19 protein-coding genes are annotated in these 21394 nt (G+C 41.5%); all 19 read left to right on the top strand.

Annotation, left to right across the window (positions count from 1 at the left end):
* Positions 1 to 51: 51 nt before the first annotated feature.
* A complete protein-coding gene (locus ACFVS1_RS13260) occupies positions 52 to 816 on the top strand; it encodes a FliA/WhiG family RNA polymerase sigma factor (RefSeq protein WP_387547982.1) in 765 nt (254 codons plus the stop codon).
* Between the two features lie 199 nt (positions 817 to 1015).
* Complete coding sequence (locus ACFVS1_RS13255) at positions 1016 to 1648, top strand: hypothetical protein (protein WP_352921423.1); 633 nt, start codon at positions 1016 to 1018, stop codon at positions 1646 to 1648.
* 154 nt (positions 1649 to 1802) lie between these two features.
* On the top strand, positions 1803 to 2516 hold the full coding sequence (gene rpsB, locus ACFVS1_RS13250; protein ID WP_053345349.1) for a 30S ribosomal protein S2: 714 nt from the start codon (positions 1803 to 1805) through the stop codon (positions 2514 to 2516).
* A gap of 296 nt (positions 2517 to 2812) precedes the next feature.
* Positions 2813 to 3697 carry a translation elongation factor Ts gene (gene tsf, locus ACFVS1_RS13245; RefSeq protein ID WP_241591208.1) on the top strand — a complete coding sequence of 295 codons (885 nt, stop codon included), beginning with the start codon at positions 2813 to 2815 and terminating at the stop codon, positions 3695 to 3697.
* A 125-nt stretch (positions 3698 to 3822) separates the two neighbouring features.
* Entirely contained in the window at positions 3823 to 4545 is a 723-nt protein-coding gene (gene pyrH, locus ACFVS1_RS13240) for a UMP kinase (protein WP_034313639.1), read from the top strand.
* A 3-nt stretch (positions 4546 to 4548) separates the two neighbouring features.
* Positions 4549 to 5106, top strand: a complete 558-nt coding sequence (frr, locus tag ACFVS1_RS13235; protein ID WP_352921420.1) for a ribosome recycling factor — start codon at positions 4549 to 4551, stop codon at positions 5104 to 5106.
* Positions 5107 to 5505: 399 nt separating this feature from the next.
* Complete coding sequence (locus ACFVS1_RS13230; protein WP_352921418.1) at positions 5506 to 6279, top strand: undecaprenyl pyrophosphate synthase; 774 nt, start codon at positions 5506 to 5508, stop codon at positions 6277 to 6279.
* 25 nt (positions 6280 to 6304) lie between these two features.
* A complete protein-coding gene (locus tag ACFVS1_RS13225) occupies positions 6305 to 7102 on the top strand; it encodes a phosphatidate cytidylyltransferase (protein WP_241591212.1) in 798 nt (265 codons plus the stop codon).
* A 43-nt stretch (positions 7103 to 7145) separates the two neighbouring features.
* On the top strand, positions 7146 to 8306 hold the full coding sequence (dxr, locus tag ACFVS1_RS13220) for a 1-deoxy-D-xylulose-5-phosphate reductoisomerase (protein WP_387547975.1): 1161 nt from the start codon (positions 7146 to 7148) through the stop codon (positions 8304 to 8306).
* Positions 8307 to 8313: 7 nt separating this feature from the next.
* The gene (rseP, locus tag ACFVS1_RS13215; protein ID WP_101224674.1) at positions 8314 to 9582 is read left to right on the top strand and encodes an RIP metalloprotease RseP; all 1269 of its coding nucleotides are present in this window, start codon (positions 8314 to 8316) and stop codon (positions 9580 to 9582) included.
* 266 nt (positions 9583 to 9848) lie between these two features.
* Entirely contained in the window at positions 9849 to 11549 is a 1701-nt protein-coding gene (locus ACFVS1_RS13210) for a proline--tRNA ligase (RefSeq protein ID WP_352921415.1), read from the top strand.
* Between the two features lie 158 nt (positions 11550 to 11707).
* Positions 11708 to 16030: a PolC-type DNA polymerase III gene (locus ACFVS1_RS13205; RefSeq protein WP_352921413.1), complete on the top strand. Its 4323-nt coding sequence runs from the start codon at positions 11708 to 11710 to the stop codon at positions 16028 to 16030.
* Between the two features lie 193 nt (positions 16031 to 16223).
* On the top strand, positions 16224 to 16697 hold the full coding sequence (rimP, locus tag ACFVS1_RS13200) for a ribosome maturation factor RimP (protein WP_352921411.1): 474 nt from the start codon (positions 16224 to 16226) through the stop codon (positions 16695 to 16697).
* Between the two features lie 43 nt (positions 16698 to 16740).
* Complete coding sequence (gene nusA / locus ACFVS1_RS13195; protein ID WP_352921409.1) at positions 16741 to 17871, top strand: transcription termination factor NusA; 1131 nt, start codon at positions 16741 to 16743, stop codon at positions 17869 to 17871.
* A gap of 15 nt (positions 17872 to 17886) precedes the next feature.
* The gene (rnpM, locus tag ACFVS1_RS13190; RefSeq protein WP_061462443.1) at positions 17887 to 18162 is read left to right on the top strand and encodes an RNase P modulator RnpM; all 276 of its coding nucleotides are present in this window, start codon (positions 17887 to 17889) and stop codon (positions 18160 to 18162) included.
* Between the two features lie 4 nt (positions 18163 to 18166).
* Positions 18167 to 18472, top strand: coding sequence for a YlxQ family RNA-binding protein (locus tag ACFVS1_RS13185; RefSeq protein WP_034313614.1), 306 nt, complete (start codon positions 18167 to 18169; stop codon positions 18470 to 18472).
* 19 nt (positions 18473 to 18491) lie between these two features.
* Entirely contained in the window at positions 18492 to 20642 is a 2151-nt protein-coding gene (gene infB / locus ACFVS1_RS13180; protein WP_101224678.1) for a translation initiation factor IF-2, read from the top strand.
* Positions 20639 to 20920 carry a DUF503 domain-containing protein gene (locus tag ACFVS1_RS13175; protein ID WP_352921406.1) on the top strand — a complete coding sequence of 94 codons (282 nt, stop codon included), beginning with the start codon at positions 20639 to 20641 and terminating at the stop codon, positions 20918 to 20920. Before infB ends, ACFVS1_RS13175 begins: the two co-directional genes overlap by 4 nt.
* A gap of 17 nt (positions 20921 to 20937) precedes the next feature.
* Positions 20938 to 21297: a 30S ribosome-binding factor RbfA gene (gene rbfA, locus ACFVS1_RS13170; RefSeq protein ID WP_101224680.1), complete on the top strand. Its 360-nt coding sequence runs from the start codon at positions 20938 to 20940 to the stop codon at positions 21295 to 21297.
* Positions 21298 to 21394: the final 97 nt, after the last annotated feature.

The raw sequence follows: 21394 nt of genomic DNA, 5'->3' as shown, positions 1-21394 counted from the left end.
TTAGGGGCCGTATCGGTCACAAATCGTATAACATTGTTAGGAGGATGTCCAATGTCTCATCTGACCATCGAAGAAGAGCAGTTATGTTGGAAGAATTGGGTGGATCGCAGAGATCCGCTAGCCGGGGACATTTTGGTGAAGAAATACATACCCCTCGTATCGTATCATGTTCAACGTATTTCAGTAAGTCTTCCTAAAAATGTGAGCCGGGATGATATAAGGAGTTTAGGGATGATGGGGTTATTCGATGCCCTGGAACGTTTTGACACGAAGCGTGACCTGAAGTTTGACACATATGCATCATTTAGAATACGTGGTGCTATTTTAGATGGATTAAGAAAAGAGGATTGGCTTCCTCGGAGCGCAAGAGATAAAGCCAAGAAAATTGAAGCTGCAATAGAAAAGCTGGAGCAGCAATACATGAGGAACCTTTCGCCAAATGAGATAGCCGCTGAATTGAATATTCCGGAAGATGAAGTATATGCTGCATTGAATGAGAACTTCTTTGCCAATGTACTATCAATGGATGAAAATCCCCAAGAAGACGATAAAGAAAGCGCGAATTTTCATATTAAAGATGAAAAGGCGGATTTACCTGAGGAACATGTGTTAAGGGATGAACTGTATGTTGAATTAGCCAAAGTCATAGAAACCCTTAATGAAAAAGAACAGTTGGTTTTACAGCTTTTTTATAAAGAAGAACTAACATTGACCGAAATCGGGCAAGTGATGAGCCTATCTACGTCCCGGATATCCCAAATTCATTCAAAAGCGATATATAAATTAAGAAACACTATGCAAGAACAAAAGAATTAATCATGATATCTATTGAAGAGGGCTTCTGAGTCTGGGAAGCATAAAATCCTAATTGAACTTAGAAAGCCCCCTGCCAGCTTGAAAGAATTGATACGGAACCCGCATCAATAAATGCTTCGAAATCACAGAATGTTCGAACTGTACTTAGTCAATAAGAGAAAAACAACAGATTGACTATTCCGGTTAATTAGGAGGCAACATGACAGCATTTTTTATATTTCTGTTGTTTGTATTAAACATATTCACCATTTTCGCCATCATCGTTTTATATCTTCGGCAAAATCGTTTAAGTAAATTGGAAAAAGACCAAAAGGCCATCATTGGAGAAATGGAACAAATATTGTCTGGTTATTTGATGGAGATGAAAGAGGATAACGAGACATTGGTAAAGGCATTCAACAATTCGGTGGCAATGGATCATGAGCATGGTCAAAAAGGACAAGTACATGGCTCGATCAAAGAAAAAAAGGAAGATAAAGTAGAAAAACAAAACATGCTGCTAGAGTTTAAAGAGGGAAGCCGCGCCGCTGCTAAAAAGCAGGCGATCAATGCCTATAAAATTATGCCTGAAGAAAATGAAACCAATGCTTTACCAGTAAAAGTCGCGGACAAATTGGAGCTTTCATCGGCTGCCGCTTCTCCAAAAAACGAAGGGCAGCCGGCTGGCATGGAATTTTCGGACATGCTGCAGGCTTCGTTAAATGAACGATCATTAAATGAAAAAGTGGATATGTTAGCGGATCAAGGACATTCAGTAGAGGAAATCGCCAAAAAGTTAGGTCGCGGTCAAACCGAGGTAGAGCTATTACTAAAGTTTCGCATGAATAGATAAAGTTATCTCTTGATTGTGCAGAGCCATTATGATATATTATGAAATGGTGTTAATACACACGCCCCGTAATTCTTGCAGATGGTGCTGTTATGACAGTTTCTGTATGAAAATGATCGGTGCGGAGGAAAAACAAAACCATTTAGGAGGAACTAAAATGTCAGTCATTTCTATGAAACAATTGCTTGAAGCTGGTGTGCATTTCGGACACCAAACACGTCGCTGGAACCCAAAAATGAAGAAATATATCTTCACTGAGCGTAACGGCATCTACATCATCGACCTTCAAAAAACAGTTAAAAAGGTTGAAGAAGCTTATAACTTCGTGAAAGAACTAGCTGCTAACGGTGGTACTGTTCTTTTCGTCGGAACTAAAAAACAAGCTCAAGAATCTGTTAAAGAAGAAGCTATCCGTTCTGGTATGTACTATGTAAACCAACGTTGGTTAGGTGGAACTTTAACAAACTTTGAAACAATCCAAAAACGTATCACTCGTCTTAAAGATATCGAAAAAATGGAAGAAAACGGAACTTTCGAAGTACTTCCTAAAAAAGAAGTTATCCAACTTAAAAAAGAATGGGATCGCTTAGAGAAATTCTTAGGCGGTATTAAAGATATGAAGACTCTTCCTGATGCGATCTTCGTTATCGACCCTCGCAAAGAGCGTATTGCTGTTGCGGAAGCGCACAAATTACACATTCCGCTTGTTGGTATCGTTGATACAAACTGTGATCCGGATGAAATCGATGTAGTTATTCCTGCGAATGACGATGCAATCCGTGCTGTTAAATTATTAACAGGTAAAATGGCAGATGCTATCTTAGAAGCTAAACAAGGCGAAGAAACAGCAACTGAAACAACTACTGCTTAATAAGTAAAAAAAGGTTGCTTATTTAGTAAGAAAAAAGGTGATAAGAGGATAATGCCTTTTATCCCTTTTTTTTGCACTAAATAAGCATACATAAAATCACTGTACGTAATGTCTTTTTAAAAAGGTATGGGCGATTTTTCAGGAATTAAAATGTTCCGTCATATTGACTGAAAAAGTGGATGTTTTTTCGGAAATATTGTCAAGGCTCGTTATTCTCTTGGATGATAACAAGTATTTTTTGGCAATAATGGGTAAAGATTGAATAAACTGCATGTAATTTGAGGAGGATATATATTATGGCAATCACTGCACAATTAGTTAAAGAATTGCGTGAAAAAACTGGTGCCGGTATGATGGACTGTAAAAAGGCACTTGTACAAACAGAAGGCGATATGGAAAAGGCAATCGATTTCCTACGTGAAAAAGGAATTGCAAAAGCTGCTAATAAAGGCGACCGTATTGCTGCTGAAGGTCTAACTTCAATCGTTGTTGAAGGAAACCAAGCGGTAATCCTTGAAGTGAACTCAGAAACTGATTTCGTTGCTAAAAACGAAGGCTTCCAAACTCTTGTTAAAGAATTGGCTGGATTCCTACTTGCTAACAAACCTGAAAGCGTTGAAGCAGCTCTTGAGCAAACAATGGAAAATGGAGCAAAAGTAGCAGATCATATCAATGCTGCAGTAGCTAAAATCGGGGAAAAATTAACTCTACGCCGTTTCCAAGTCGTTTCTAAAACAGATAACGACGCATTTGGTGCATACCTTCACATGGGTGGACGTATCAGTGTACTATCAGTTCTTGAAGGTACCACTGACGAAGAGGCAGCTAAAGGCGTTTCAATGCATATCGCTGCAATCAACCCGAAATATATCTCTCGTGACCAAGTTGATGCTAGCGAATTAGAACGCGAACGCGAAGTACTAACGCAACAAGCCCTTAATGAAGGGAAACCTGAAAAAATCGTTGCAAAAATGGTTGAAGGACGTATCAATAAATTCTACGAAGAAATTTGTGTTAACGAACAAGCTTTCGTTAAGAACCCAGATCAAAAAGTGGGACAATTCGTTGAATCAAAAGGCGGAAAAATCCAATCATTCGTTCGTTATGAAGTAGGGGAAGGTCTTGAAAAACGTCAAGAAAACTTTGCTGAAGAAGTAATGAACCAAGTTAAAAAAGACTAATTGTCAGATAATTAATAATAGGGAACACTCTGGTGTTCCCTATTTTTTGAAATGTCATGAATTTTTGGTAGTATTGCAAGAAAGCATGATGAACGAATGAAAAGATTACATAGTTGGAGGTTCTCATGAGTAACGCTAAATATAAACGTGTCGTTTTAAAACTAAGTGGCGAAGCATTAGCCGGTGAAGAAGGATTTGGAATTAACCCTGCAGTAATTAAATCGATTGCTGAACAAGTCAAGGAAGTGGCTGAGCTTGATGTGGAAGTGGCTGTTGTTGTCGGCGGCGGAAACATTTGGCGCGGGAAAATAGGCAGTGAAATGGGCATGGATCGTGCTAATGCCGATTATATGGGTATGCTGGCTACAGTCATGAACTCATTGGCATTACAAGACAGCCTTGATCAGCTTGGAATTGAAACGCGCGTGCAAACTTCCATCGAGATGAGGCAAGTCGCAGAGCCATACATTAGACGCCGTGCTATCAGGCATCTAGAGAAAAAGAGAGTGGTGATTTTTGCAGCTGGCACAGGTAATCCATACTTCTCAACGGATACCACTGCCGCCCTGCGTGCTGCTGAAATTGAAGCTGATGTCATCTTGATGGCGAAGAACAATGTGGATGGCGTATACAATGCAGATCCGGTTAAGGACAAAAATGCAGTGAAGTATGATAAACTTTCTTACCTTGATGTGATTAAAGAAGGGTTAGAAGTAATGGATTCAACTGCGTCCTCACTATGCATGGACAATGATATCCCATTGATCGTCTTCTCGATCATGGAAAAAGGTAATATTAAACGGGCCGTATTAGGCGAAACGCTTGGTACTATTGTAAGGGGGAAATAAAAGATGCCGAAACAAGTTATTTCGAATGCGAAAACGAAAATGGAAAAAGCCATTGGAGCGTATACACGTGAATTAGCAAGCATCCGTGCCGGAAGGGCAAATGCCTCATTGCTTGATAAAATCTCGATCGAATATTATGGATCGCCGACACCAGTCAATCAGGTGGCAGGCATTTCTGTCCCGGAAGCTAGACTATTAGTCATTCAACCATATGATAAAACGGTTTTGGGTGAAATCGAAAAGGCGATTTTGAAATCAGACTTAGGATTAAATCCTTCTAATGATGGATCGGTCATCAGGATAGCCATCCCAGCCTTAACGGAAGAGCGCAGAAAAGAGCTTGTGAAAGTCGTTAAAAAAGAAGCGGAAGAAGCGAAAATTGCTGTCCGTAATGTTCGCCGCGATGCTAATGATGATTTGAAAAAGCTTGAAAAAAGTGGTGAAATCACGGAAGATGATTTACGTGGCTATGCAGATGACATCCAAAAGATGACAGATGGCAATATTACGAAAATTGATGAAATTACAAAAGATAAAGAAAAAGAAATTTTGGAAGTATAATTTCCACTGAAGAGTTGATTAAATGAAGAGGGCCGAATCCATACCGGGTCATGTCTTGGTTCTAACATATAGGTGTGCTTAAAGGAGAAAACTGTTATAATAAGGTTTCTCCGATAATGATTGCTCCTAGAGTTAGTATGTTGCATGCAAACGTTGGAGGTGGTCCTTTTTTTGCATTTTTCATGGTAATCACAACCGGTTTTTTTAAAAAAGAAGGAATGATTTCTCCCTTTCTAGCTTCTAATGAAGAATTAATTTTCATAATAATAATATGAGAACCAGTTTTTTTTTGATATTATAATATAGATTCTTTTTAAGCGGCAGAAAGCTTGATATACATAGTGCACGAAAACTTTGCCTTTGTAGAGAGATAAGTACAACCTGATGGGGGACTAACATATGTATTCACTTTGGAAGCGTTTCGTTAAAAAAGATGCTTCTTCCGATGTAACAAATAGGATTCAGCATATTAAACAGTTTGATGTTCCTCAGCATATCGCCATCATTATGGATGGGAACGGCCGTTGGGCCAAAAAGCGTGCATTGCCACGTGTGGCGGGTCATCATGAAGGTATGAAAACAGTTCGTAGAATTACGAAAGTTGCCAATAAATTAGGGGTCAAAACTTTGACAGTCTATGCGTTTTCCACTGAAAATTGGAAACGTCCGAAAAGTGAAGTCGACTTTTTGATGAAGCTTCCACAGGAATTTCTTGGAACATTTTTACCCGAGCTCATTTCCGAAAATGTAAGAGTTGAAATGATAGGGGACTTGTCTCTCATTCCGTCACATACTCAAAGTGCCGTTAAACGGGCAATGGAAGACACGAAAGACAATGATGGGATGATTCTGAATTTTGCTCTGAATTATGGAAGCCGTGGGGAGATTGTGTCTGCAGTGAATAGCATCATTCAAGATGCTAAGAATGGTATAATAAAGGAAAATGCAACGGAGGAAATGCTATCCAGTTACATGATGACCAAACATTTGTCGGATCCTGATTTACTGATCCGTACAAGCGGTGAAATCCGTTTAAGTAATTTCATGCTTTGGCAGGCGGCTTATACTGAGCTGTGGTTTACTGAGGTGCTATGGCCGGATTTTAGTGAAGAGCATTTATTGCAGGCAGTTGAGGAGTATCAAAAGCGTTCACGAAGATTCGGTGGCGTTTAATGTAGAAGGCGAGGAAAATGGAATAATGAAACAACGAATTATTACGGCGGTCGTGGTTGCCGCTATCTTCATTCCACTAGTCATTTTAGGGGGCACTCCCTTTTTACTGACGGTATATCTGTTAGGGTCAATTGGTTTGTATGAACTGATGAAAATGAAAAAGTTACGTGTACTGTCTTTTGAAGCATTTCTTTCCTACATATTATTGTGGGTGCTTTTATTGCCTAATGAGTATACTGCTTTTTTAGCAGAAATAAATTACGATAAAGTTCAAGTCTTCTTAATCGGGGTTTTGCTGCTGTTGCTTTATACAGTCGTTTCAAAAAACCGTTTTACATTTGATGACGCAGGCTTTCTAGTGATTTCAATCCTATACTTGGGGATAGGCTTCTATTACCTATTTGAGACACGTGACTCATTGGGGTTGGGGCTAATTTATATCCTCCTTACCCTATTTACGATCTGGGCAACCGATTCCGGGGCCTACTTCATAGGTAAATCACTTGGTAAAAGAAAGCTATGGCCAGAAATAAGTCCAAACAAGACGGTGGAAGGATTTATCGGCGGGTTATTTTCCGCAATGGTAGTGGGGGTTCTGTTTTACGCCTTCTCCAGCCTTGATTACACGTTATTACAATTATTATTGATTTCATTAATCATTGGGGTATTCGGCCAATTGGGCGATCTGGTCCAATCGGCGTATAAACGGCATTATGGCGTTAAGGATTCAGGGACGCTTCTCCCGGGACATGGTGGAATTTTGGACAGGCTTGATAGCGTGATATTCATTTTACCGATTTTGCATTTATTGCACGTTTTATAATATAAATATAGGCAAGTGTTATTTGAATTAGGAGATGAACAATTTGAAAAATATCAGCCTTTTGGGTGCGACAGGATCGATTGGTCAACAAACAGCGGATGTAGTAAGGTCCCATCCAGATCAATTCAAGATCGTGGCGCTTTCTGCTGGAAAGAATATAGAATTGGTCAGGACTTATATAAAAGAGTTTGAACCGAAACTGGTTTCAGTCCAGACGGAAGAAGATTATCACGTTTTGAAAAGTGAATTCTCCAGCCGCAAAGATATCGAGTTCATGTATGGGGATGAGGGATTGACCGCAGTTGCCGTTTATGGTCAAGCGACGATATTGGTCAATGCTGTAATCGGAAGCGTTGGTCTTTATCCGACACTTCAAGCAATAAAGGCTAAAAAAGATATTGCTATCGCCAACAAGGAGACTTTGGTGACGGCAGGTCATTTGGTCATAAGTGAAGCAAAAAAAGCGGGGGTTAGATTGCTGCCGGTTGACAGTGAGCATTCCGCTATTTTTCAGGCATTGCAAGGTGAAAAGGAAAGAAATATAGAACGACTTGTCATTACTGCTTCTGGAGGCAGTTTTCGAGATAGGACCAGGGAAGAATTGAAGGATGTAACGGTGGAAGAGGCACTGAACCATCCGAACTGGTCAATGGGAGCTAAAATCACAATCGATTCGGCATCAATGATGAATAAAGGATTGGAAGTAATTGAGGCCCACTGGCTATTCGATCTTCCCTACGATAAAATTGATGTATTGCTACATAAGGAGAGCATCATCCATTCCATGGTTGAGTTTCATGACTCCAGCGTGATAGCACAACTGGGGACACCGGATATGAGGGTGCCGATACAATATGCACTTACTTATCCGGATCGCGTTCCGCTGGCAGGGCGCAAACGGCTTAACCTTGCTGAAGCAGGCAAACTGCATTTTAGCGATATGGATTTCACCAGATATCCTTGTTTGCAATTCGCTTATAAAGCGGGTAAAATGGGCGGAACGATGACTACTGTGCTAAATGCCGCCAATGAAGCTGCAGTCTCTGCTTTCTTATCTGGAAAGGTAACCTTCCTTGATATTGAAACATTGATTGAAAAAGCGCTGAATCAGCATTCCGTCATAGCCCTTCCAGATTTAGAAACGATTCAGGAAGTCGATCATATGACAAGGCAGTATATAGAATCTTTAGTGAAAGATAGGTGACCGGAACATGCAGACTTTAGAAACGATTATAGCGTTCATCATCATTTTTGGAGCTCTAGTATTTTTCCATGAGCTTGGGCACTTAGTGTTTGCAAAGCGAGCAGGAATTTTATGCCGTGAGTTCGCAATCGGTTTCGGGCCAAAAGTATTCACATATAAAAAGAAGGAAACGGTTTATACCATTCGATTGCTTCCTCTTGGCGGGTACGTGCGTATGGCTGGTGAAGATGCAGAGAATATAGAATTGAAGCCCGGCTACAGAGTGGGATTAATGTTTGATAATGAAGAGAATGTTACAAAAATCATTTTGAACAATAAAGATAAATATCCTGATATTCGTCTTGTGGAAGTTGAAGTGATCGACCTTGATCATAAACTGATCCTTACTGGTTATGAAGAGGGCGAGGAAGAAACACTAAAAACGTTTGCCATTCATAAAGAAGCGGTGATCGTTGAAAATGGAGTAGAGAACCAGATTGCTCCTTTTGACCGGCAATTTGCCTCAAAGTCGCTTGGGCACAGGTTCCTAACGATTGTAGCTGGACCGGCAATGAATTTCGTTTTGGCTTTTGTCATTTTTGTATTGATCGGCCTGTTTCAAGGAGTCGTGGTGGATGAAGCGAAACTTGGCGAGTTGACACCGGATGGCTCGGCTGTAAATGCCGGTTTAAAATCGGGGGATGTCATTCAATCCATAGAAGGGACGGAAGTCTCCACTTGGGGAGATGTTCAGGAAAGCATTCAAAAGAACCCTGGGCAAGAGATCGAGTTCGTCGTTGACAGGGACGGGAAAACATTGGAAGTTCCGGTTGTTCCGCAAGAAGTGGAGAGGGAAGGGAAGAAAATCGGGATTATCGGAGTATACCCTCCGGTTGAAAAAGCACCGATTAAAGCTATACAATATGGTTTTACAGAAACGTATTTTTGGACAAAACAAATCTTCATCATCCTTGGTGACCTCGTAACGGGTGGGTTTACAATCGACAGTTTATCCGGTCCTGTAGGAATATATAAATCAACAGAGGAAGTGGCGAAACAAGGTTTATTCACGTTAATGAAATGGGCAGGGCTGCTCAGCATTAACTTGGGAATCATGAACCTGCTTCCGCTACCGGCACTGGATGGAGGAAGGCTGTTATTCTTTGTGGTCGAATTCTTGAGAGGGAAACCGATCGATCGTCAAAAAGAAGGAATGGTCCACTTCATCGGCTTTGCTTTGCTGATGTTATTGATGATTGTCGTTACATGGAACGACATCCAGCGCTTCTTCCTGTAAGACATGTTTTGATAATGCAAAACAGGCCAGCAGATTTATCTGTTGGCCGTTTTATTATCTGAAGGATTTCCTAGTTTTTTAATCGTTTTGGGGAAATTGTTTGTTTTCTAGGGAAATCGTAAGTATAATCGAGAATGAGTATATTAAATTAGCTTTTCTGAATAACGCGGAAAGTCTTTTTTGTATGAAATGACCGTATTATTGTTGCGGTATTAAATATACCGTAGCTGCAAGTAATTTAAAGGAAATATTGAAGAGGTGCAGATATGAAACAAAGTATGACGTTGATCCCTACATTGAGGGAAGTGCCTGCAGATGCTGAAATCAAAAGCCATCAGCTGCTATTACGTGCAGGATTTATGAGACAAAACTCCAGCGGGGTTTATAGTTTTATGCCGCTTGGGAAAAAGGTGCTTCAAAAGGTTGAAGCGATCGTTCGGGAAGAGATGGAAAATGCTGGCGCAGTAGAACTATTGATGCCGGCTTTACAACAAGCCGAATTCTGGCAGGAATCTGGACGCTGGTATACTTATGGTCCAGAGTTGATGAGGCTAAAGGATCGCAACAACCGTGAATTTGCGCTTGGTGCCACACATGAAGAAGTGATAACCAGCTTAGTTCGTGATGAGGTGAAATCATATAAGCGTCTTCCATTAACGGTTTACCAGATCCAAACCAAATTCCGTGATGAAAAAAGACCGCGTTTCGGATTGTTGCGTGGACGGGAGTTCATCATGAAGGATGCTTATTCTTTCCATGCCAATCAAGAAAGCCTTGATGCTGTTTATAAAAATTTATATGCGGCATATTCGAATATATTCAGCCGTTGTGGCTTGAACTTCCGTGCCGTCATTGCCGATTCAGGGGCAATGGGTGGTAAGGATACACATGAATTCATGGTCCTGTCTGACATAGGGGAGGATACCATCGCTTATTCGGATAGTTCCGATTATGCAGCCAATATTGAAATGGCACCTGTGAGCGTAAAATATGAAAAAAGCCCAGAAGAACAAATTGCACTTGAAAAGGTCCATACACCAGGTCAAAAAACGATTGAAGAAGTTGCTGCATTCTTGAATACTAGTGCAGAGAAACTAATTAAATCCTTATTGTTTAAAGTGGATGAAAAGTATGTGCTTGTATTGGTACGAGGAGATCATGAAGTCAATGATATCAAGCTGAAGAATTTTTATAACGCTTCAATCGTTGAATTGGTCGATCCAAATGAGACGAAGGAAGTCTTAGGATGTACAATTGGATCTCTTGGACCAATCAATGTCACTTCTGAAGTTGAAGTAATTGCGGATGTTGCCGTCGAGGCCGTGGCTAATGGAATTTGTGGTGCTAATGAAGAAGACCACCATTATGTGAACGTAAATCCCGCTCGTGATTTTAACGTGGCCAATTATATAGATCTTCGTTTCATCCAAGAGGGTGACCCATCACCGGACGGAAACGGAATAATTAAATTTGCCAAAGGAATTGAGGTAGGCCACGTATTCAAGTTGGGAACTAAATATTCCGATGCTATGAATGCGACATTCCTGGATGAGAATGGACGGACGCAGCCTATGATCATGGGCTGTTATGGCATAGGTGTTTCCCGTACACTTGCCGCTGTTGCTGAACAATTCAACGATGAAAAAGGATTGGTCTGGCCAGCGAATTTGGCGCCATACCAAGTCCATTTGATTCCAATCAATATGAAGGATGAGGCTCAGGCTGCCCTTGCAGAAGATTTATATAATGATCTAAAAGCACAAGGCATGGAAGTTCTTATGGATGATCGTCAAGAACGTGCGGGCGTAAAATTCGCAGACTCTGATTTGATCGGTCTTCCTGTCAGGGTGACTGTTGGTAAAAAGGCATCCGACGGAATCGTCGAAGTGAAAATCCGTAAAACGGGTGAGGTTCTTGAAATTGAAAGAGCCGAACTGACTCAAAAGCTTCACGAAATAATGGCATAATTTAAAATAGCGGAATTAGGCATCATTCACTTGGATGATGCCTTTCCTTTTCATGGATTTGGATACTAGTGAAACATTCATGATATGTTATAATAGCCTCTGGTATCAAAAGAAAATGATAATGAAAAATAAGAGATAGTAGATAGGGGAGAGAGGGAATGGATCAAAATCCAAATAGCGGTAGAGAGAGATTTCAACTCTTGCTCCAGCAGATGGACTTGACTGAGGATGCCTTTGTGAATTATTTCATAGGTGCCGAAATTGATAAACTCTCAATCGAGAGGGAGTCCAAAACATGGCATTTTGCTTTTAATATACCTGCATTAATTCCTTGCAGTGTTCATACAAGACTTGCTACTCATCTAGCAAGTACGTTTTCCCATATTGCGAAGGTCACATTCAACTTGAACGTAGCTAATCCGCAGGTGACGGATCAATTGGTGAAAGAGTATTGGAAAAACTGCATCAGCGAGCTTGAAGGCATGTCTCCGGCACTGTTATCACTTCTGAATGAACAAGTGCCAACGGTGAATGGATATAAGCTTATCGTTAGCGCCCGAAATGATACGGAGGCTGGTCAGTTAAAACGAAAATACTCCGGCATCATTTCGAATATCTACCAAACATTCGGTTTTCCCCCGTTGACACTTGAAGCGGAAGTGAAGGAAACGGTTTCGAATCCTGATTACCAGAAGTTCTTAGAAGAGAAACAAAAGGAAGACGCAGAAAAGGGACTTGCTGCCCTAGTGGAAATGCAGAAAAAAGAATCGGAAAAAGGCGGCGACGATGCCGTCTACGATGGACCGGTTAAAATTGGCTATACGATTAAAGAAGATGCGGATTTCCGCAGAATCGAACAAATTATTGATGAAGAGCGCAGGATTGCTATCGAAGGCTTCGTATTTGATGCAGAAGTGCGTGAGTTACGCAGCGGACGAAGCCTGTTGACCTTTAAAGTCACTGATTATACGAGCTCGATATTGGTCAAAATGTTTTCGCGTGATAAAGAAGATGCCGCCATACTTGCCCGAGTGAAAAAAGGGATGTGGGTACGTGCCCAAGGCAGCATCCAAAATGATACATTCGTACGTGACCTTGTAATGATCGCAAATGATATAAATGAAATTTCAAAACAAGGACGGCAGGATAAGGCTCCAGAAGGGGAAAAGCGTGTAGAACTGCATATGCATACCCCAATGAGCCAGATGGATGCCGTGACACCTACTTCTGCGCTTGTTGCCCAGGCTGCAAAGTGGGGGCATAAGGCTGTGGCCATTACAGATCATGCTGGCGCACAATCATTTCCTGAAGCTTATAGTGCCGGTAAAAAGAATGGTATCAAAATCCTATATGGCGTCGAAGTGAATCTTGTAAATGATGGTGTACCCATTGTTTATAATGAGGCGCATATCGCTTTGGCGGATGCCACCTATGTTGTGTTTGACGTAGAGACGACAGGCCTGTCAGCCGTTTATGATACGATCATTGAATTTGCTGCAGTGAAAATTCGTGACGGTGATATCATTGATCGATTCGAGTCATTTGCGAATCCGCATCACCCACTTTCCAATACGACGATAGAGTTGACTGGAATCACTGATGATCTTGTACAAAATGCTCCAGAAGTCTCGGAAGTACTAGAAAAGTTCAAGGACTGGGCGGGCGATGCGATCCTGGTTGCCCACAACGCAGCCTTCGATATGGGCTTTTTGAATATAGGTTATAAAAACTTGGGTTATCCTAAAGCTTCCAATCCAGTTCTTGATACATTGGAACTTGCCCGTTTCTTATATCCGGAGTTTAAAAATCACCGGTTAAATACATTATGTAAAAAGTTCGATATTGATTTGACCCAGCATCATAGGGCCATTTATGACGCCGAAGCTACAGGTTACCTTATGCTGAAGATGCTGAAGGATGCGATGGAAAGGGAGATTACCCATCATGATCAACTTAATGACAATATGGGTAAAGGAAATGCCTATCAGCGTTCCCGGCCGTCCCATTGTACGCTGATCGCGCAAACACAGGCGGGGTTAAAAAACCTTTTCAAATTAATTTCAATATCACACATCGATTATTTCTATCGTGTGCCCCGATTACCTCGCTCACAACTTAAAAAGTATCGTGAAGGAATCTTGGTAGGATCGGGTTGCGATAAAGGGGAAGTTTTTGAAGGGATGATGCAGAAGGGTTTTGAGGAAGTCGTCGATATCGCCGAATTCTACGACTATCTTGAAATCCATCCGAAGGAAGTGTATCAGCATTTGGTTGAGCTTGAATATGTACGGGATGATAAATCATTAGAAACGATCATCTCCAATATAGTCAAGCTTGGTGAAAAATTGGATAAGCCAGTCGTAGCTACGGGAAATGTTCATTATTTGGATCCGAATGATAAAATTTACCGTAAAATCCTTGTGAATTCACAAGGCGGCGCCAATCCGCTGAATCGTCATAAGCTTCCTGACGTACATTTTCGGACAACAGATGAAATGCTGCGGGAATTCTCCTTCCTCGGTTCCGAGAAAGCTAAAGAGGTCGTGGTGACCAACACGAATAAAATCGCTGATATGATTGATGAAATCAAGCCGATCAAGGATGAGTTATATACACCTAAAATTGAAGGTGCAGATGAAGAGATGCGTGAAATGAGTTATGGCATGGCAAGGAAGATCTATGGAGAGAACCTGCCGGAAATCGTGGAAGCCCGTCTTGAAAAAGAATTGAAAAGCATCATCGGCCACGGTTTTGCCGTTATTTATTTAATTTCTCACAAACTTGTTAAAAAATCATTGAATGATGGTTATCTAGTTGGTTCAAGGGGATCGGTTGGATCATCTTTCGTTGCCACCATGACTGAAATTACAGAGGTAAATCCGCTTCCGCCGCATTATGTATGTCCGGAGTGCAAGAAATCCGAATTCTTCAATGACGGTTCTGTAGGTTCCGGGTTTGACCTGCCTGATAAAGACTGTCCCGATTGCGGCATTGCTTATACAAAAGACGGGCATGATATCCCATTCGAAACTTTCCTTGGGTTTAAAGGGGATAAGGTTCCCGATATCGACTTGAACTTCTCCGGTGAATATCAGCCGAAGGCCCATAACTATACGAAAGTCCTATTCGGAGAAGAATATGTATATCGTGCAGGGACGATTGGTACGGTTGCCGAAAAAACGGCTTATGGATATGTAAAGGGGTATTCCTCTGATAATAACATCCATATGCGTGGGGCCGAGACTGATCGCCTTGTTGCCGGCTGTACTGGTGTGAAACGGACGACTGGACAGCATCCGGGCGGAATCATCGTTGTTCCGGATTATATGGATATCTATGATTTCACACCTATTCAGTTCCCTGCGGATGACAGGAATTCCGAATGGAAAACTACTCACTTTGATTTCCATTCCATTCACGATAATATTTTGAAACTTGATATACTTGGACACGATGATCCGACAGTAATCCGGATGCTTCAAGATTTAAGCGGCATCGATCCAAAGACCGTTCCTACCGATGATCCGGAAGTAATGAAAATATTCAGCAGCACTGAATCTTTAGGAGTTACCGAAGAACAGATCATGTGTAAAACGGGTACGCTGGGCATCCCGGAATTTGGTACGCGCTTTGTCCGGCAAATGCTTGAAGATACGAAACCTACGACATTTTCCGAGCTTGTTCAGATTTCGGGGCTTTCCCATGGTACGGATGTATGGCTGAGCAATGCACAGGAACTGATTCACAACCGGATATGTACACTAAGTGAGGTTATAGGCTGCCGGGATGATATTATGGTCTATCTGATTTATCAAGGTCTTGATCCTTCCCTAGCGTTTAAAATCATGGAATCTGTACGTAAAGGGAAAGGGCTCTCTGAGGAATTCGAAGAGGAAATGAGGAAAAATGAGGTACCCGAATGGTATATCGATTCATGTAAGAAGATTAAATACATGTTCCCGAAAGCCCATGCTGCAGCTTACGTCTTAATGGCTGTCCGGATTGCTTATTTTAAAGTCCATCTGCCTTTATTGTATTATGCAGCCTATTTCACAGTGCGTGCCGATGATTTTGAAATCGACGCCATGACTCGGGGATCGCAGGCCATCAAATCGAAAATGGAAGAAATCATGGTAAAGGGATTGGATGCATCCACCAAGGAAAAGAATACATTGACGGTTCTCGAACTTGCATTGGAAATGTGTGAACGCGGATATTCCTTCGCTAAAGTTGACTTGTACAAATCCAGTGCAGATCAATTCCTGATTGAAGGAAATACATTGATACCGCCATTCAATTCGATACCGGGTCTTGGGACGAATGCGGCGATCAATATTGTCAATGCACGGAAAAATGGTGAATTCCTCTCCAAAGAAGACCTTCAGCAACGTGGGAAGGTTTCGAAGACCATCCTTGAATACCTTGATAAACAAGGCTGTCTGGAGTCATTGCCTGAACAAAACCAGTTATCTTTATTTTAAAGAGGGAACTGATTCCAAAAAGGAAGAAACAGACATGATATTTGCATAAATATCTTGATTATGGTATATTTTTATTGGAAATACTAAGAGGAACCAATGGCAAGAGTGGGGAAACCCACTCTTTCGTGTTGTATTGACCATTTAATTTTGAATCCGAAACCAAGCGCATACAACGCACGTATGGAGGAAACAAATGAGTAAAAAGGTAACGGAAGTCGTAGAGGAATTAGCATTACCAATTCTTGAAGAATTGCAGCTTGAATTAGTCGAAGTGGAGTATGTGAAGGAAGGTAAAAGCTGGTTCCTTCGAGTGTACATTGATAAAGAAACAGGCGTAGATATTGAAGATTGCGGAAATGTGAGTGAAAAACTCAGTGAAAAGCTTGATGAGGTTGATCCGATTCCACAAAATTATTTTCTCGAAGTTTCATCACCCGGAGCAGAAAGGCCTCTGAAAAAAGAGAAGGATTTCCTTAATGCTATCGGTAAAAATGTTTACATAAAAACATACGAGCCCATTTTAGATGAAAAAGAATTCGAAGGAATCTTAACCAGTTTCGATGGTGAAGAAGTGACACTCGAAGTCAGAATCAAGACAAGAAAGAAAACGATCGTCATACCATTCGAAAAGGTAGCCAAAGCAAGATTGGCGATTACCTTCGCTTAAGTCAAGCAAATCATTAATTTAAATATCCGTAAGGGGGATCACCATGGGCAATGAGTTATTGGATGCTCTCTATATTTTAGAAAACGAAAAAGGAATTTCCAGGGAGGTTTTGATCGACGCGATTGAATCTGCCCTTATATCGGCATACCGCCGTAACTTTAACCAAGCACAAAATGTACGTATCGACTTGAATCTTGGTAAAGGGACAATGCGTGTATTTGCCAGAAAAGACGTTGTAGACGAAGTGTTCGATTCACGTCTGGAAATTTCTGTTGAAGAAGCAAGAGCAATTGATCCCAACTATCAGTTAGATGATATTGTCGAAATGGAAGTAACACCTAAGGATTTCGGCCGTATTGCTGCACAAACAGCAAAACAAGTCGTCACTCAAAGGGTGCGTGAAGCGGAACGGGGCATCATTTATGCCGAATTCATCGATCGTGAAGAGGATATCATGACTGGCATCGTACAACGCCAGGATTCCCGATTCATTTATGTGAGCCTAGGTAAAATCGAAGCTTTGCTCCCGGTGAATGAGCAAATGCCGAATGAACAGTATAAGCCACATGATCGCATTAAAGTTTTCATCACTAAAGTTGAAAAGACTTCCAAGGGCCCGCAAATTTTTGTATCCCGTTCACATCCTGGCCTTTTAAAACGTTTATTCGAAATCGAAGTGCCTGAAATTTTTGATGGAACAGTAGAAATTAAGTCAGTTGCCCGCGAAGCAGGTGACCGTTCAAAAATCTCCGTGCACTCCGATAACGAAGAAGTAGATCCAGTCGGTTCTTGTGTAGGCCAAAAAGGACAGCGTGTCCAGGCCATCGTCAATGAATTGAAAGGTGAAAAAATCGATATCGTTAAATGGTCGGAGAATCCGGTCATTTTCGTTGCGAATGCTTTAAGCCCTTCAAAAGTACTTGAAGTTATAGTGAAAGAAGAGGAAAAGGCGACGACTGTAATCGTTCCGGATTATCAACTTTCGCTGGCAATTGGTAAGCGTGGACAAAATGCCCGTTTAGCTGCCAAGCTTACAGGATGGAAAATTGATATCAAGAGTGAAACGGAAGCCCGCGAAGCTGGTATTTATCCTGTGGAAGAACAGGAATTCCTTTTGAGCAGAGATAGTTATGTTACTGAAGAGGAAACAGATTTCGAAGAGGATAACGAGTAATTCGAGGTGAAAAAGATGAATAGCCGAAAAAAAATCCCGATGCGTAAATGTGTGGCTACAGGCGAAATGAAGCCGAAGAAAGAACTCATTCGCATCGTTCGATCTAAAGAAGGGGAAGTCAGCCTGGATCCTACCGGAAAGAAATCTGGAAGGGGAGCTTATTTGACTCTTGATCGGGATGTTATCGAGCTGGCCAAAAAGAAAAATGTGCTGGCTAATCACCTTAGTACCCAAATCGATTCTTCCCTTTATGAACAATTGCTTGAATTAGTGAATAAGGAGAAAAACTAACACCATGACCCAACAACAACAATGGATGTCTCTATTAGGTTTGGCCAATCGAGCACGCAAGCTAATTTCGGGTGAAGAATTAGTGGTTAAAGAGATTAGAAGCGGTAATGCCAAAGTTGTTATTTTATCCGCGGACGCTTCAAAAAACACTGAAAAAAAAATATCTGATAAGTGCGCATTTTATCAGGTTCCTTTAAAAAGAGTCGAAAGCAGGTCATTGCTCGGCCATGCGATAGGCAAGGATGCTAGAGTTGCCGTCGCAGTTCTGGATGAAGGTTTTGCACAAAAACTCCGAACGCTGCTCGATTAAATTTTACGGGGGTGAACGTATGACAAAATTGCGTGTATATGAATATGCAAAACAAAAGAACGTTTCAAGCAAGGATGTAATAAATAAACTTAAAGAAATGAATATAGAGGTAACAAACCATATGACAGCATTAGACGATTCAACTGTAAATAAATTAAACGATTCAATCAAACCTAAAAACGAAGATAAAAGCCAAGAACCAAAAGCTAACGCTACGGTAGCGAAGTACGAAGCTGAAGCGGATGAAAAGAGCACAGTCAATAAAGAAAAACTGAAGAAGAAACCACCAGTTAAACCTGTAGGAACGAAAAAACCAACAGGTCAGTTCAACAAGGGCCGCAATAACAAGAATAAAAATAATAAACAAAGACAACAAGCGCCTCAGGCACCTGTTACAAAACGTAAAGAAAGGGAACTTCCAGAGAAAATTACGTTTTATGAGTCTTTGACTGTTATGGAACTTGGAAAAAAACTTCACCGTGAACCTTCTGAAATCATTAAAAAGCTCTTTATGCTTGGTGTTATGGCAACAATCAACCAGACTTTGGATAAAGATGCGATTGAATTGATTTGTGCGGAATACGGTGTAGTGGCCGAAGAAGAGATTCGTATCGACCTAACAGACCTGGAATCACTTGTCACTGAGGACGCTTCTGAAGATTTGATCGAACGTCCGGCTGTCGTGACGATCATGGGACACGTTGACCATGGTAAAACGACATTGCTCGATTCTATACGCCATACAAAAGTAACGGAAGGCGAAGCAGGCGGAATCACTCAGCATATCGGTGCTTATCAAGTTAAAGTTAATGATAAGAAAATAACATTCCTGGATACACCAGGCCATGCTGCGTTTACGACAATGCGTGCCCGCGGTGCACAAGTTACCGATATCACCATCCTTGTCGTCGCTGCGGATGATGGTGTTATGCCTCAAACGATTGAAGCGATCAACCATGCTAAAGCGGCAGAAGTTCCAATTATCGTCGCTGTCAATAAGATGGATAAAGAAGCTGCCAATCCGGACCGTGTCATGCAAGAATTGACAGAACACGGTTTAGTTTCTGAAGCATGGGGCGGAGATACGATCTTCGTACCAATTTCAGCTAAAAACGGTGAAGGAATCGACAGCTTGCTTGAAATGATCCTTCTTGTCAGTGAAGTGGAGGAGTATAAAGCTAATCCATCTCGTAAAGCAAATGGAACGGTCATCGAAGCACGTTTGGATAAAGGGCGCGGATCGGTTGCCACTTTGCTAGTTCAAAACGGAACGTTGAAAATCGGCGATCCGATTGTTATCGGTAATACATTCGGACGTGTTCGTGCCATGGTTAACGATCTGGGACGCCGTGTTAAGGATGCAGGTCCATCAACACCTGTTGAAATCACTGGATTGAACGAAGTGCCACAGGCCGGCGACCGTTTCATCGTCTTTGAAGATGAGAAAACGGCCCGTCAAGTTGGGGAAGTGCGTGCACAAAGGCAACTTGCTTCACAACGTAATGAGAAATCCCGTGTAACCCTAGATACATTGTTCGAGCAAATGAAAGAAGGGGAAATTAAAGAATTGAACATCATTTTAAAGGCTGATGTTCAAGGTTCTGCGGAAGCAGTTGCCGCTTCCCTGAATAAAATAGAAGTGGAAGGCGCTAAAGTGAAAATCATACACACTGGCGTCGGTGCTATCACAGAGTCTGACATCATCCTTGCTACAGCTTCGAATGCTATCGTCATCGGATTCAACGTCCGTCCTGACGTGAATGCGAAGCGTGCAGCTGAATCAGAAAATGTTGATGTCCGCCTTCACCGCATCATCTACAAAGCGATCGAAGAGATCGAGTCGGCTATGAAAGGGATGCTTGACCCTGAATTCGAAGAAAAAATTATCGGTCAGGCTGAAGTCCGTACGACTTTCAAAGTATCCAAGGTGGGTACGATTGCCGGTTCTTACGTTACAGAAGGAAAAATTACCCGTGACAGCGGAATTCGCTTAATTCGTCAAGGTGTCGTCATTTTTGAAGGTGAAATTGATGCATTGAAACGCTTTAAAGATGATGTAAAAGAAGTGGCAACGAACTATGAGTGCGGTATTACGATTAAAAATTACAACGACCTTAAAGAAGGCGATGTAATTGAAGCGTATGTTATGGAAGAGATTGAACGTAAATGATCGTTGGCTCTGTCCAATGTGAATGCATCATCCATGACACCCATTCTTTGAAAGAAAAACGGGCCGTGCTTCAGCGTGTCATGACACGGCTTAAGCAGAAGTTCAATATTTCTGTAGCAGAAACCGATTTCCAGGATTTATGGCAGCGGACAAAGATTACTATCGTTACCGTATCATCCTCGAGGAAGGCTACTGAACGGGAACTTCAAAATGCCCTTAAATTTCTAGATTCTTTTCCGGAACTAGAGCGAACAATAACAGATATAGACTGGCTTTAGGCTATCGAGGTGATATTATGAGCCTTCGTTCAAATCGTGTTGGCGAACAAATGAAAAAAGAGCTGAGTGAAATTATCGGCCGAAAAATTAAAGATCCAAGAATCGGATTTGTTACTGTGACGGATGTCGCGGTTACAGGCGATTTACAACAGGCAACAGTTTATATTTCCGTTTTGGGTGACCAGGAACAAAGGGAGAAAACCCTGCAAGGTCTAGCTAAGGCGAAAGGATTCATGCGTTCAGAAATTGGGCAGCGGATCCGCCTTCGCAAAACCCCTGAGCTGTTTTTTGAATTTGATGAATCGGTCGATTATGGTAATCGTATCGAGTCGTTGATTTCCCAAATCAATAAACCGGCTGAAAAAGACGAGGAATAAGCAAGCAGTAAAAGGAGGCCGACTCAATAAGTGCTTTGCACTTCTTGAAGTCGGTCTCTTTTTTTTGAAAAATGGGTATGTAAAAAAGCGAAAAACA

Origin of the sequence: Peribacillus sp. NPDC058075, assembly GCF_042885195.1 — a bacterium.
Taxonomy (GTDB): Bacteria; Bacillota; Bacilli; order Bacillales; family DSM-1321; genus Peribacillus.
Note: the sequence above shows the minus strand (reverse complement) of the source record. Positions and strands in the feature narration are given on the sequence as shown.